This window comes from Ralstonia edaphi (genome assembly GCF_958350185.1).
GTDB lineage: Bacteria > Pseudomonadota > Gammaproteobacteria > Burkholderiales > Burkholderiaceae > Ralstonia > Ralstonia edaphi.
The window spans coordinates 1-14,862 of the sequence record NZ_CATWHI010000008.1 but is presented as its reverse complement, the minus strand read 5'-3'; the positions used below and the strand labels follow the sequence as shown (position 1 = coordinate 14,862).

The 14,862-nt window shown below is 61.2% G+C and carries 9 protein-coding genes and 4 tRNA genes; all 13 read right to left on the bottom strand.

The window, feature by feature from the left end:
• Positions 1 to 15: 15 nt before the first annotated feature.
• On the bottom strand, positions 16 to 4,245 hold the full coding sequence (rpoC, locus tag R2669_RS22320) for a DNA-directed RNA polymerase subunit beta' (RefSeq protein WP_147216781.1): 4,230 nt from the start codon (positions 4,243 to 4,245) through the stop codon (positions 16 to 18).
• 127 nt (positions 4,246 to 4,372) lie between these two features.
• On the bottom strand, positions 4,373 to 8,479 hold the full coding sequence (gene rpoB / locus R2669_RS22315) for a DNA-directed RNA polymerase subunit beta (RefSeq protein ID WP_316902082.1): 4,107 nt from the start codon (positions 8,477 to 8,479) through the stop codon (positions 4,373 to 4,375).
• A gap of 449 nt (positions 8,480 to 8,928) precedes the next feature.
• Complete coding sequence (gene rplL, locus R2669_RS22310; RefSeq protein WP_004634456.1) at positions 8,929 to 9,303, bottom strand: 50S ribosomal protein L7/L12; 375 nt, start codon at positions 9,301 to 9,303, stop codon at positions 8,929 to 8,931.
• Between the two features lie 63 nt (positions 9,304 to 9,366).
• Positions 9,367 to 9,873 (bottom strand): 50S ribosomal protein L10, encoded by a 507-nt coding sequence (gene rplJ / locus R2669_RS22305; protein ID WP_124383250.1) that lies wholly within the window; start codon positions 9,871 to 9,873, stop codon positions 9,367 to 9,369.
• 376 nt (positions 9,874 to 10,249) lie between these two features.
• Positions 10,250 to 10,945 (bottom strand): 50S ribosomal protein L1, encoded by a 696-nt coding sequence (gene rplA / locus R2669_RS22300; protein WP_147216777.1) that lies wholly within the window; start codon positions 10,943 to 10,945, stop codon positions 10,250 to 10,252.
• 2 nt (positions 10,946 to 10,947) lie between these two features.
• Complete coding sequence (gene rplK / locus R2669_RS22295) at positions 10,948 to 11,379, bottom strand: 50S ribosomal protein L11 (RefSeq protein WP_004634453.1); 432 nt, start codon at positions 11,377 to 11,379, stop codon at positions 10,948 to 10,950.
• A 175-nt stretch (positions 11,380 to 11,554) separates the two neighbouring features.
• The gene (gene nusG, locus R2669_RS22290; RefSeq protein ID WP_004634452.1) at positions 11,555 to 12,139 is read right to left on the bottom strand and encodes a transcription termination/antitermination protein NusG; all 585 of its coding nucleotides are present in this window, start codon (positions 12,137 to 12,139) and stop codon (positions 11,555 to 11,557) included.
• A gap of 12 nt (positions 12,140 to 12,151) precedes the next feature.
• Positions 12,152 to 12,532 (bottom strand): preprotein translocase subunit SecE, encoded by a 381-nt coding sequence (gene secE / locus R2669_RS22285; protein ID WP_015855766.1) that lies wholly within the window; start codon positions 12,530 to 12,532, stop codon positions 12,152 to 12,154.
• A gap of 59 nt (positions 12,533 to 12,591) precedes the next feature.
• Positions 12,592 to 12,667, bottom strand: a tRNA-Trp gene (locus R2669_RS22280).
• Between the two features lie 88 nt (positions 12,668 to 12,755).
• A complete protein-coding gene (gene tuf / locus R2669_RS22275; RefSeq protein ID WP_015855767.1) occupies positions 12,756 to 13,946 on the bottom strand; it encodes an elongation factor Tu in 1,191 nt (396 codons plus the stop codon).
• A 43-nt stretch (positions 13,947 to 13,989) separates the two neighbouring features.
• A tRNA-Thr gene (locus R2669_RS22270) sits at positions 13,990 to 14,064 on the bottom strand.
• 19 nt (positions 14,065 to 14,083) lie between these two features.
• A tRNA-Gly gene (locus tag R2669_RS22265) sits at positions 14,084 to 14,157 on the bottom strand.
• Positions 14,158 to 14,213: 56 nt separating this feature from the next.
• Positions 14,214 to 14,299, bottom strand: a tRNA-Tyr gene (locus tag R2669_RS22260).
• Between the last annotated feature and the right edge of the window lie 563 nt (positions 14,300 to 14,862).

The window sequence follows — 14,862 nt, the reverse complement described above, 5'->3', positions numbered from 1 at the left end:
GTTGCAAGCGAGCGCTTACGCGTCGCCTTCTTGCTGAACAGCAGGCGTTTCGAAGATCGAAGCGGCTTCTTCTTCGGCAATCGCTGCGGCGCGGTCGCGGTCGGCCACTTCCTTCGCCTTGCGGGCGCGGTGGTAAGCCAAGCCGGTACCGGCCGGGATCAGACGGCCGACGATGACGTTTTCCTTCAGACCACGCAGGTCGTCGACCTTGCCCATGATGGCGGCTTCGGTCAGCACGCGCGTGGTTTCCTGGAACGACGCCGCCGAGATGAAGCTGTCGGTCGACAACGATGCCTTCGTAATACCCAGCAACAGGTTTTCGTAGGTCGCCGGACGCTTGCCCAGCGCGATCACCTTGTCGTTCTCGTCGAGCAGGTCCGAACGCTCCACCTGTTCACCCGGGATGAAGCGGGTATCGCCGGTATCGACGATCTGCACGCGGCGCAGCATCTGACGAACAATCACTTCGATGTGCTTGTCGTTGATCTTCACGCCTTGCAGACGGTACACGTCCTGCACTTCGTCGACGATGTAGGTCGCCAGTTCTTCCACGCCCTTCAGACGCAGGATGTCGTGCGGGTCGGCCGGGCCTTCGACGATCATTTCGCCCTTGTTGACCACCTGGCCGTCGTGCACCAGCACCTGCTTTTCCTTGGCGATCAGGAACTCGTGGGCGTTGCCGTCGAGATCCGTAATCACCAGGCGCTGCTTGCCCTTGGTGTCCTTACCGAACGAAACCGTACCGGTGACTTCCGCCAGCACGGCGGCGTCCTTCGGCGAACGCGCTTCGAACAGTTCGGCCACACGCGGCAGACCACCGGTAATGTCACGCGTCTTCTGCGATTCGGTCGGGATACGTGCGAGCACTTCACCCACGTGCACTTGCTGACCGTCCTTCACGGTGATCAGCGCGCCGACCTGGAAGCCGATGGTCACGGAGTGGTCCGTGCCCGGGATCTTCACCTCAGCGCCCGACGAGTCGAGCAGCTTCACCTGCGGACGGATGCCCTTCGTGGCAGCGGTACGACGCTTCGCATCGATGACCACCAGCGTCGACAGACCGGTCACTTCGTCCATCTGCTTGGCGACGGTCACGCCTTCTTCGACGTTCTCGAACTTGATGGTGCCCGAGTACTCCGAGATGATCGGACGCGTCAGCGGATCCCACGTGGCGAGCTGCGTGCCGGCCTTGATGGACTGACCGTCCTTCACCAGCAGCGTCGCGCCGTACACGATCTTGTGGCGCTCACGCTCACGGCCGTGGTCGTCGGTGATCAGCGCTTCGCCCGAACGCGAGATGACGATCTGCTCGCCCTTCGCGTTGGTGACGTAACGCATGGTTGCCGTGAAACGCACAGTACCGGTTGCCTTCGCTTCCACGCTCGATGCCACTGCCGCACGCGATGCCGCACCACCGATGTGGAACGTACGCATCGTCAGCTGCGTGCCCGGCTCACCGATCGACTGGGCAGCGATCACACCCACTGCTTCACCGGAGTTCACCAGCACACCGCGGCCGAGGTCGCGACCGTAGCACTTGGCGCACAGGCCGTAACGCGTGTCGCAGGACAGCGGCGTGCGGACCTTCACTTCGTCCACGCCGAGCGCGTCGATCAGGTCGACCATGTCTTCGTCGAGCAGCGTGCCGGCTTCGATCGCGGTTTCCTGCGTTTCCGGGTTCACCACGTCGTTGACGACCACGCGGCCGAGGATACGGTCGCGCAGGGCTTCGATCACTTCACCGCCTTCGACCAGGGCCTTCATGGCCACGCCGTTGGAGGTGCCGCAATCGTCTTCCACCACGACCAGATCCTGCGTCACGTCGACCAGACGACGGGTCAGGTAACCCGAGTTCGCGGTCTTCAGTGCCGTATCCGCCAGACCCTTACGTGCACCGTGGGTCGAGATGAAGTACTGCAGAACGTTCAGGCCTTCGCGGAAGTTCGCGGTAATCGGCGTCTCGATAATCGAGCCGTCCGGCTTGGCCATCAGGCCACGCATACCGGCGAGCTGACGGATCTGCGCTGCGGAACCCCGTGCGCCCGAGTCAGCCATCATGTAGATGGAGTTGAACGACTCTTGCTTGACGGTGTTGCCGTTGCGGTCGACCACATCTTCGGTCTGGAGCTGCTCCATCATCGCCTTGCCCACCTGGTCGCCGGCGGCGCCCCAGATGTCCACGACGTTGTTGTAACGCTCCTGGTCCGTCACCAGACCCGACATGTACTGCTTGTCGTATTCCTTCACCTTGGCGGCTGCCTCGGAGATGATCTTCTCCTTGGCCGGCGGCACCAGCATGTCGTCGATGGCGATCGAGATACCGGCGCGCGTTGCCAGGCGGAAGCCCGACTGCAGCAGCTTGTCAGCAAAGATCACGGTTTCGCGCAGACCGCACTTGCGGAATGCCGTGTTGATCAGGCGCGAAATTTCCTTCTTCTTCAGCGGCTTGTTCAGCACCGAGAACGGCAGACCCTTCGGCAGGATCTCCGACAGGATCGCGCGGCCGACCGTGGTCGATTGCAGCGTGATCTTCGGTGCAAAACGGGCGTCGCCGTCGGCTTCCGGGTTCACCAGCTCATACTCGGTGATCCGTACGTTCACGCGCGAAGCCAGCTCGACTTCCTTGTTCTCGTAGGCGCGGATCACTTCCGAGATGTCAGCGAAGGTCATGCCCTCGCCCTTGCCGTTGATCTTGTCGCGGGTCGTGTAGTACAGACCCAGCACCACGTCTTGCGACGGGACGATCGACGGATCGCCGTTGGCCGGGAACAGCACGTTGTTCGACGCCAGCATCAGCGTGCGCGCTTCCATCTGCGCTTCGAGCGACAGCGGAACGTGAACAGCCATCTGGTCGCCGTCGAAGTCGGCGTTGAACGCCGCGCAGACCAGCGGGTGCAGCTGGATGGCCTTGCCTTCGATCAGCACCGGCTCGAACGCCTGGATACCCAGGCGGTGCAGCGTCGGCGCACGGTTCAGCATCACCGGGTGTTCGCGGATCACCTCTTCCAAGATGTCCCACACCACCGGCGTCTGGCTTTCCACTTCCTTCTTCGCCGCCTTGATCGTGGTGGCGATGCCCATCGTTTCCAGCTTGTGGAAGATGAACGGCTTGAACAGCTCGAGCGCCATCAGCTTGGGCAGGCCGCACTGGTGCAGCTTCAGCGTCGGGCCCACCACGATGACCGAACGGCCCGAGTAGTCCACGCGCTTGCCCAGCAGGTTCTGACGGAAACGGCCGCCCTTACCCTTGATCATTTCAGCCAGCGACTTCAGCGGACGCTTGTTGGCGCCGGTCATCGCCTTGCCGCGACGGCCGTTGTCCAGCAGCGAGTCCACCGCTTCCTGCAGCATGCGCTTTTCGTTGCGCACGATGATCTCCGGCGCCTTCAGCTCGAGCAGACGCTTCAGACGGTTGTTCCGGTTGATCACGCGGCGATACAGGTCGTTCAGGTCCGACGTGGCGAAACGGCCGCCGTCCAGCGGCACCAGCGGACGCAGCTCGGGCGGCAGCACCGGCAGCACTTCGAGGATCATCCAGTCCGGCTTGATGCCCGAACGTTGGAATGCCTCGAGCACCTTCAGGCGCTTGGCGAACTTCTTGATCTTGGCTTCCGAACCCGTAGCTTGCAGCTCGGCGCGGATCGTCTCGATCTGCTTCTCGATGTCGATGCCGCGCAGCAGCTCGCGAATGCCTTCGGCGCCCATCATGGCGACGAATTCGCCTTCGCCGTACTCGTCGCACTTGGCCAGGTAGTCGTCTTCCGACATGATCTGGCTCTTCTTGAGCGCGGTCATGCCCGGCTCAACCACGACGAATGCTTCGAAGTACAGCACGCGCTCGATGTCGCGCAGCGTCATGTCGAGCACCATGCCCAGACGCGACGGCAGCGACTTCAGGAACCAGATGTGCGCGGTCGGCGCAGCCAGTTCAATGTGGCCCATGCGCTCACGGCGCACCTTGGCCAGCGTCACTTCAACGCCGCACTTCTCGCAGATCACGCCACGGTGCTTCAGGCGCTTGTACTTGCCGCACAGGCACTCGTAGTCCTTGATCGGGCCGAAGATCTTGGCGCAGAACAGGCCGTCACGCTCGGGCTTGAACGTACGGTAGTTGATGGTCTCGGGCTTCTTGACTTCGCCGAACGACCACGAACGGATTTTCTCAGGCGACGCGAGGCCGATCTTGATCGCGTCAAACTGCTCTTCTTGCTGTACCTGACGGAATAGGTCGAGCAATGCTTTCATTCCAAACTCCTTGAGTTTGAGGCTGGCGCCTTGGTGTGACCCAAAGGCGCCGGCCCTAAATCTTCGTCAATGGCTGCTGTTACCAGGGCGTGGCGATGTCGCCGCCACACCCTCACCGCATCGGCGCTCAGTTGCGCTCGAGGTCGATGTCGATACCCAGCGAGCGGATTTCCTTCACCAGCACGTTGAACGATTCCGGCATGCCGGCATCGATCGAGTGCTCGCCCTTGACGATGTTCTCGTACACCTTGGTCCGGCCGTTCACGTCATCCGACTTCACGGTCAGCATTTCTTGCAGCACGTAGGACGCGCCGTACGCTTCGAGTGCCCACACTTCCATTTCACCGAAACGCTGGCCACCGAACTGGGCCTTACCGCCCAGCGGCTGCTGCGTCACCAGCGAGTACGGACCGGTCGAACGCGCGTGCATCTTGTCGTCGACCAAGTGGTGCAGCTTCAGCATGTGCATCACGCCCAGCGTGACCGGACGCTCGAAGGCTTCACCAGTGCGACCGTCGAACAGCGTGACCTGCTGCTTGGAAGCGGTCAGGCCCTTCTCCTTCGCGATGTCTTCCGGATAGGCGAGGTCCAGCATGCGGCGGATTTCATCCTCATGCGCACCATCGAACACCGGCGTCGCGAACGGCACGCCCTTCTTCAGGTTCTCGGCCAGCTCCAGGATTTCCGAGTCGGACAGGCTGTCCAGATCTTCAACCTTGCCGCTCTCGTTGTAGATCTGACCCAGCAGCTTGCGGATCTCGGCAGCCTTGGCTTGCGCCTTGAGCATGTTGCCGATGCGCTCGCCCAGACCGCGTGCGGCCCAACCAAGGTGGGTTTCGAGAATCTGACCCACGTTCATCCGCGAAGGCACGCCCAGCGGGTTCAGCACGATGTCGGCAGGTGTGCCGTCGGCCATGTAGGGCATGTCTTCGATCGGGGTGATCTTCGACACAACACCCTTGTTACCGTGACGGCCGGCCATCTTGTCGCCAGGCTGCAGGCGACGCTTCACGGCCAGGTACACCTTGACCATCTTGATCACGCCCGGCGGCAGTTCATCGCCTTGCGTGAGCTTCTTGCGCTTCTCTTCGAACGCGAGGTCGAAGTCGTGACGCTTCTGCTCGATGGCGACCTTCACGGCTTCCAGCTGCAGTGCGACTTCGTCTTCTGCCGGGCGGATGTCGAACCAGTGCCACTTGTCCAGATCGGCCAGGTATTCCTTCGTGAGCGCGGTGCCCTTGGCCAGCTTCTTCGGGCCGCCGTTGGCAATCTTGCCCACCAGCAGACGCTCCAGACGCTGGAAGGCATCGCCTTCCACGATACGCAGCTGGTCGTTCAGGTCCAGGCGGTAGCGCTTCAGCTCTTCATCGATGATCGACTGGGCGCGCTTGTCACGCACCACGCCTTCACGCGTGAAGACCTGCACGTCGATCACGGTACCGCTCATGCCCGACGGCACGCGCAGCGAGGTGTCCTTCACGTCGGACGCCTTCTCACCGAAGATCGCACGCAGCAGCTTTTCTTCCGGGGTCAGCTGGGTCTCGCCCTTGGGCGTGACCTTGCCGACCAGCACGTCACCGGCTTCCACTTCGGCGCCGATGTACGTGATGCCCGACTCGTCCAGGCGAGCCAGTTGGGCTTCGGCCAGGTTCGAGATGTCGCGCGTGATTTCTTCCGGTCCAAGCTTGGTGTCGCGGGCAACGACCGACAGCTCCTCGATGTGGATCGAGGTGTAGCGGTCTTCAGCCACGACGCGCTCCGAGATCAGGATCGAGTCTTCGAAGTTGTAGCCGTTCCAGGGCATGAACGCGACCAGCATGTTCTGGCCGAGCGCCAGCTCGCCCATGTCGGTCGAGGCACCGTCGGCAATCACGTCGCCGCGGGCAACGATGTCGCCCACCTTGACCATCGGACGCTGGTTGATGTTCGTGTTCTGGTTCGAACGCGTGTACTTGATCAGGTTGTAGATGTCCACGCCGACTTCACCGGCCACGGCTTCGTCGTCGTTCACGCGGATCACCACGCGGTTCGCGTCAACATAGTCGACCACGCCGCCACGGGTTGCCTGCACAGCGGTACCCGAGTCCACTGCCACAGTGCGCTCGACGCCCGTACCCACGAGCGGCTTGTCCGCACGCAGGCAAGGCACGGCCTGACGCTGCATGTTTGCGCCCATCAGTGCACGGTTTGCATCATCGTGCTCGAGAAACGGCACCAGCGAGGCTGCAGCCGACACGATCTGCGACGGCGCCACGTCGATGTACTGCACGCGGTCCGGCGTGACCATACGGGTTTCACGCTCGCTGCCTTCACGCGCGGAGACCAGTTCGTCGATCAGGTTGCCGTCCTTGTCCAGCGTCGCGTTGGCCTGCGCCACCACGTACTTGCCTTCCTCGATGGCCGACAGGTAATCCACCTGGTCGGTCAGCTTGCCGTTTTCAACCTTGCGGTACGGCGTTTCGAGGAAGCCGTAGTCGTTCAGCTGTGCGTACAGTGCCAGCGAGTTGATCAGACCAATGTTCGGACCTTCCGGCGTTTCGATCGGGCACACGCGGCCGTAGTGGGTCGGGTGCACGTCACGGACTTCGAAGCCCGCACGCTCGCGCGTCAGACCGCCCGGGCCCAGTGCCGAAATACGACGCTTGTGCGTGACTTCCGACAGCGGGTTGGTCTGGTCCATGAACTGCGACAGCTGCGACGAACCGAAGAACTCGCGAATCGCCGACGAAATCGGCTTCGAGTTGATCAGGTCGTGCGGCATCAGGTTTTCCGTCTCGGCCTGGCCCAGACGTTCCTTCACTGCACGCTCAACGCGCGACAGACCGGCGCGGAACTGGTTTTCCGCCAGTTCGCCGACGCAACGCACACGACGGTTGCCGAGGTGGTCGATATCGTCCACTTCGCCCTTGCCGTTACGCAGGTTCACCAGCAGCTTGATCGTGTCGAGGATGTCCTCGTCGGTCAGCACCATCGGGCCGGTACCGGTCGAGCGATTCAGGCGGCTGTTGACCTTCATGCGGCCCACGCGCGACAGATCGTACGAGTCTTCGCTGTAGAACAGACGTTGGAACAGCGCTTCGACGGCGTCTTCGGTCGGCGGCTCGCCGGGGCGCATCATGCGGTAGATGGCGATACGCGCGGCGGTCTGGTCGGCCGTGTCGTCCGTGCGCAGCGTCGCCGACATGTACGGACCTTGATCCAGGTCGTTCGTGTACAGCGTCTGGATTTCCTTCACGCCGGCGTCGCGCAGCTTCTCGAGCACGCCTTCGGTCAGTTCGTCATTGGCGTTGGCCAAGACTTCACCGGTATCCGGATCGACGATGTTCTTCGCCAGCACGCGGCCCAGCAGGTAGTCTTCCGGCACGCTGATCAGCTTGGTGCCAGCCGAGTCCAGATCGCGGATGTGCTTGGCGTTGATGCGCTTGTCCTTCTCGACCACGACCTTGCCGTTCTTGTCGGAAATGTCGAAGCGAGCGACTTCACCGCGCAGACGCTCGGGCACGAATTCCATCAGTGCGCCTTCGGTCTTCAGCGTGAAGTTATCGAACACGAAGAAGTGCGCCAGGATCTGTTCCGGCGTCAGGCCGATCGACTTCAGCAGGATCGTCACCGGCATCTTGCGGCGGCGGTCAACGCGGAAGTACAGGATGTCCTTCGGGTCGAATTCGAAATCGAGCCACGAGCCGCGGTACGGAATGATCCGCGCCGAGAACAGCAGCTTGCCCGAGCTGTGCGTCTTGCCCTTGTCGTGTTCGAAGAACACGCCCGGCGAACGGTGCAGCTGGGACACGATCACACGTTCCGTACCGTTGATCACGAACGAACCGGTGGAGGTCATGAGCGGAATTTCGCCCATGTAGACTTCCTGCTCCTTGATCTCCTTGACCTTGGTGGGATTCTCGCGGTCGTTGATGATCAAGCGCACTTTTGCGCGCAGCGCCGAGTGGAAGGTCAGACCACGCTGCTGACATTCCTTGACGTCAAACGGCGGGTTGGACAGGTGGTACGACACGAACTCCATGCGTGCCAGACCATTGTGCGACACGATGGGGAAAATGGCGTTGAACGCCGCTTGCAGACCTTCGCTCTTGCGTTGTGCAACAGGAGTGTTCTCCTGCAAGAACTGGGCATACGATTGAATCTGGGTGGCAAGCAGGAAGGGAACCTGATGAACCGTTGCGCGTTTCGCGAAACTCTTGCGAATACGCTTTTTCTCGGTAAAGCTGTACGCCATGGGATCTCCGAATCATCGCAAGTGCGCGCGACGGACTTAAGGCGATAAGGCACGCCTGACACTTGAGGTGTTCAGCGACTGGTGACGGGATTTGGCGGTTGGCCGCTACCAACCTCTGGCTGACGGCACTGCGCGCGCCATCCGCACATGGGCCCATGGAGCCCATGCTACGGACGGGGGAGTACCCGACCAAACTTGCCTTCTGCAGTCGGTTCAGAAGACAAACATCAGCGGACTGCGAACTGCCTAGTGTGCCACTGATGTTTGGCCTCTGCTGGCCTTGTCCGGGCCGGCTACCGGAAAATCCGGCAAAGAGACTTCAACAACACTTACAGCGTGATTGCGGGATCGCTCTACAACCGGTCCCACAAGCGCAAAAAGGCTGGCGCCGGGAAATCTCCCTTTGCCAGCCTCTATCGCGTACCAAGTGCGGCACGCGAGACCTGCACTTACTTGGCTTCGGCTTCCGCGCCGGCTTCCACCAGCTTCTTCACCAGCTCGTCGGCGGTCTTCTTGTCGACGCCTTCCTTCACGGGCTTCGGGGCGCCATCGACCAGGTCCTTGGCTTCCTTCAGGCCCAGGCCGGTGATTTCACGCACGGCCTTGATGACGCCAACCTTGTTCGCGCCGGCGCTCTTCAGCGTCACGGTGAATTCGGTTTGCTCTTCAGCAGCAGCAGCGCCACCAGCAGCAGCCGGACCGGCCACGGCCACGGCAGCAGCCGACACGCCAAACTTCTCTTCGAACGCCTTGACCAGGTCGTTCAGTTCCATCACGGACATCGCGCCAACGGCTTCCAGGATGTCGTCTTTGGTGATTGCCATTTGAATAACTCCAGAATGTGATTCGGTATCGATCGTGCGATCTGTACGCGGTGCTGCAGCCAATTAGGCCGCTGCAGCCTCGCCTTCGCCTTGCTTGGCAGCCAGGGCACCCAGGGCGCGGGCAAAGCCCGACACCGGCGCCTGCATGACGAACAGCAGCTTGCTGAGCAGTTCTTCGCGGCTCGGGATCGTCGCCAGCGCCTTCACGGCGTTGACATCGAGAACCTTGCCATCGTACGAACCGGCGCGCAGCACCAGCTTGTCATTACCCTTGGCGAAATCGTTCAGCACCTTGGCCGGGGCCACTGCATCTTCGGAAATACCGTAGATCAGCGGGCCGGTCAGTTGCTCGGCGAGTTCGGCAAACGGCGTGCCTTCAACAGCGCGGCGTGCCAGCGTGTTCTTTAGAACGCGCAAGTAGACGCCTTGCTGGCGCGCTTGCGCGCGCAGCTTGGTCAGATCGCCAACCGTGATACCGCGATATTCGGCGACGACGATGGTCGAGGCCTTGGCGACTTGCGCCGTTACCTCGGCCACGACGGCCTTCTTATCTTCGAGATTGAGTGCCACGGTTAAGCTCCAAAACGACTTCGGTTTGCGCAGTCACTGCGGTCACCTCGGTCAGTCCAAAAGTACGGCGTCCGATTGGCACAAATCACTTCGGCAATACCAAAGTCACTCATTCCCTTCGGGGGCGCCATCTGCGTTGGCTGAAGTCCGCCTCCGTTTCCGGAGTGGCCCGCGATTAAGGTGTGGGCTCCAAGGAGCCCCACACCGCCAACGGTCTTTGATAACCAGCGGCGTCAGCCTGCTTGCACAAGCGTCTGCCACTGCCCAAAGTCTTGTCCCTCAAGCTTCAAGGACCTGCGTGGCCGAAACCACGCGAGAGAAAACTGCTAACACCAGGATGGTTATCGGGCCACCCGGTGCGGATGATCGAGAGCGATCAGGCAGCCAGGGTCGCCTGGTCAACACGCACGCCAACACCCATCGTCGACGAGACGGCGACCTTGCGCAGGTACACGCCCTTGCTCGATGCCGGCTTAGCCTTGGTCAATGCGTCCAGCAGTGCAGCCAGATTGCTCTTCAGCGCTGCCGGCTCGAACGAGCGGCGGCCGATGGTGGCGTGGACGATACCGGCCTTGTCGACACGGAACTGCACCTGACCAGCCTTGGCGTTCTTCACGGCCGTGGCAACGTCCGGCGTCACGGTGCCGACCTTCGGGTTCGGCATCAGGCCACGCGGGCCCAGGATCTGACCCAGCGTACCCACCACGCGCATCGTGTCCGGCGAAGCGATCACGACGTCGAAGTCCATCTTGCCGGCCTTGATCTGCTCGGCGAGGTCTTCCATGCCGACGATCTCGGCGCCAGCGGCCTTGGCTTGCTCAGCCTTGTCGCCTTGGGCGAACACGGCCACGCGCACCGACTTGCCGGTACCGGCAGGCAGCACCACCGAACCACGAACGACTTGGTCCGACTTCTTCGCATCGATGCCCAGTTGCACCGCCACGTCGATGGACTCATCGAACTTGGCGCTGGCGCATTCCTTAACGAGGCTCAACGCTTCGTCGATCGGGTAGAACTTGGTACGTTCGACCTTGGCCTTGTTCGCGGCCGCACGCTTCGAAATCTTTGCCATGATTACAGGCCCTCCACCGTGATACCCATCGAACGGGCGCTACCGGCGATCGTGCGCACGGCGGCGTCCAGATCAGCTGCGGTAAGGTCAGCGTTCTTCGCCTTGGCGATTTCCTCTGCCTGAGCACGGGTGATCTTGCCAACCTTGTCGGTATGCGGCTTGGCGGAACCCTTCTGGATACCGGCTGCCTTCTTGATGAGCACGGTCGCCGGCGGCGACTTCATCACGAAGGTGAAGCTCTTGTCGGCGAAGGCGGTGATCACCACCGGCACCGGCAGGCCCGGTTCCATACCTTGAGTCTGCGCGTTGAACGCCTTGCAGAACTCCATGATGTTCAGACCGCGCTGACCCAGGGCCGGGCCGACGGGCGGGGACGGATTTGCTTTACCAGCCGGAATTTGCAGCTTGATAAAGCCAATGATTTTCTTGGCCATCTTGACTCCAATCCGGATTGCCTAGCTCAACAACTATGGCAATCCTGTTGAGTGGTAACGCACCGGCGCAAGGCCGACGCTCCTCTGTTGGCGCAGGTGGCTTTGCCACCGTTGCCCGCCGGGTCCAAGGGACCGAGCGATTGGCGCAGTGGCTTGCGCCACCGCACCGAATTTCTTAAACCTTCTCGACCTGACCGAACTCGAGTTCAACCGGTGTCGCACGCCCGAAGATCGTCACGGAAACGCGCAGACGCGATTTCTCGTAGTTCACTTCTTCGACGTTGCCGTTGAAGTCGGTGAACGGGCCTTCCTTCACGCGCACCATTTCGCCCACTTCGAACAGCGTCTTGGGCCGCGGCTTTTCGACCCCTTCCTGGATCTGGGCCATGATCTTGTCGACTTCGCTCTTGGAAATCGGCGACGGACGATTGCCCGTACCACCAATGAAACCAGTCACCTTGGAAGTGTTCTTCACCAAGTGCCAGGTCTCGTCAGTCATCTCCATTTCGACAAAGACGTAGCCGGGGAACAGGCGACGCTCAGTCACGGTCTTGCGACCGCTCTTGCTCTCCATCACCTCTTCCGACGGCACCAGAATCTGACCGAACAGATGTTGCAGGCCTTCGCGCTCGATGCGCTCCTGCAGCGCGCGTTGCACGCTTTTTTCCATGCCCGAATAGGCATGCACGACATACCAGCGCTTCTTCGAGGCCGGTGCGGACGAATCCGTGGACGTGTCGTTCGCTACGTTATCCGTCATGGCTTCACCCGATTATTTCCAGCCCAGCACGAGGGAGAAAATTACCCACTCGATGAGCTTGTCCGCAGACCACAGGAACAAGGCCATGATCACGACGAACGCGAACACCAGACCGGTCATCTGCCCGGCTTCCTTGCGCGTCGGCCACACCACCTTGCGAACTTCGCGATAGGACTCGCGCGCGAACTCGATGAAGCCTTGCCCAGGTGCGGACACCAGCGCAACGCCCGCGCCCAGCACCAGCCCGCCGATCAGCGAGGCAGCACGGACATAGCTTGGCTGTTGCGCCAGCAAGTAAAAACCGATCACCCCAGCAACCAGCAGCAGGAACGCCAAGACCAGCAGCCATTTGCCGCTGGCGGTGTTGACGGTTTCGACGTTCGGATTGGCCATGTTTCCCAAACGAGACTAAGCCGCGTGGCGCGTTTTCCTGCGCGACGCGGCTGATGAATTGGCAGGGGCAGAGGGAATCGAACCCCCAACCTTCGGTTTTGGAGACCGACGCTCTGCCAGTTGAGCTATACCCCTAAAACAGCTTTGGGGTTGCCATTCGGTCAACCCCACTCTGGCACTTCACGTGCGGCCGGTTGGCAGCCGCACGGAAGAGTTACAGCACTTACTCGATGATCTTAGCGACGACGCCGGCGCCGACGGTACGGCCGCCTTCACGGATAGCGAAGCGCAGACCTTCTTCCATGGCGATCGGGGCGATCAGCTTGACGGTGATCGACACGTTGTCACCCGGCATGACCATTTCCTTGTCGGCCGGCAGCTCGATCGAGCCAGTCACGTCCGTCGTACGGAAATAGAACTGCGGACGGTAGTTGTTAAAGAACGGCGTGTGACGGCCGCCTTCGTCCTTCGACAGGATGTAGACCTCACCCGTGAAGTGCGTGTGCGGCTTGATCGAACCCGGCTTGCACAGCACTTGGCCGCGCTCGACGTCTTCGCGCTTCGTGCCGCGCAGCAGAATACCGACGTTGTCGCCTGCTTGACCTTGGTCCAGCAGCTTGCGGAACATTTCCACGCCCGTGCAGGTGGTCTTTTGCGTGGCCTTGATACCGACGATTTCCAGTTCTTCGCCGACCTTGACCACACCGCGCTCGATACGGCCGGTCACCACGGTGCCGCGACCCGAGATCGAGAACACGTCTTCCACCGGCATCAGGAACGTGCCGTCAACAGCGCGCTCCGGCGTCGGGATGTAGGTGTCCAGTGCGTCGGCCAGATTCATGATGGCCACTTCGCCCAGTTCGCCCTTGTCGCCTTCCAGCGCCAGCTTGGCCGAACCCTTGACGATCGGGGTGTCATCGCCCGGGAAGTCGTACTTCGACAGAAGTTCACGCACTTCCATCTCGACCAGTTCCAGCAGCTCGGCGTCGTCCACCATGTCGCACTTGTTCAGGAAGACGACGATGTACGGCACACCAACTTGGCGGGCCAGCAGGATGTGTTCACGCGTTTGCGGCATCGGGCCGTCAGCAGCCGAGCACACCAGGATGGCGCCGTCCATTTGGGCGGCACCGGTAATCATGTTCTTGACGTAATCGGCGTGGCCCGGGCAGTCCACGTGCGCGTAGTGGCGGTTGGCCGTTTCGTACTCGACGTGCGCGGTGTTGATCGTGATGCCGCGCGCCTTTTCTTCCGGCGCCGCGTCGATCTGGTCGTATGCCTTGGCGGCACCACCAAACTTGGTCGCCAGCACGGTCGTGATCGCCGCCGTCAGCGTCGTCTTGCCGTGGTCAACGTGACCAATCGTACCAACGTTCACGTGCGGCTTGGTCCGCTCGAACTTTTCCTTTGCCATGTCGCGACTCCTGTCTCGGTAGCGATTTGCGTTGGTGGATGCGTGGTGCCCATGGGCAGGATCGAACTGCCGACCTCTCCCTTACCAAGGGAGTGCTCTACCACTGAGCCACATGGGCAAAACTTGCGAACAGTGAATGGAGCGGGTGAAGGGAATCGAACCCTCGTCGTAAGCTTGGAAGGCTTCTGCTCTACCATTGAGCTACACCCGCCCGGGTTACTACTTCCCTTGCCGCCCGGCCCTGCGACCGAACTCACTGCTTAATTCTGGTGGAGAGGGTTGGATTCGAACCAACGTAGGCGTAAGCCAACAGATTTACAGTCTGCCCCCTTTAGCCACTCGGGCACCTCTCCGAAGAGAACTTGCGATTATGGGACCATCAGGTCACCGTGTCAAGCACTGCTTGATGAAATCGCGAGATTTCCAGCATTGACGCTCTCATCCTTATAGGGCCATGGCATTCGGTGCGTCAGCGTCGCCAGGCACGTCGATACGCGCGCCAAGGGGTCGATAGAGAAGCTTGCCGGGCCTTCGTCGGAAGTGGCTAAGCAAGTCTACCGCGGGGGGGGAGTATTGGAAGGCGGAAGCCCCAGCCAGGCCACCGTACACCCACGGGACATTTAATGAGCGGCCGGCGTACGGACTAGCCGACTTCGCAAACGCATCCGCCGGCAACTGCAAAAGCCTCCGAATGGAGGCTTTTTTTGTTTTGACGAGGCCGGCCACAGGGGGGCATTGCTGCTGCGCCGAGCTCGACGGGTGTGAATGTGTTCGGGATGGTTCGCAGGAATGAGCAGCCCGTTCAGCAGATCTGGTCACGAATCGTTCGCGCCAAAGACAAACACCCCAGCTCAGTAGTAGAGCTGGGGTGTTGTATGGGGAGAGCCTGGCGATGACCTACTTTCACACGGGAATC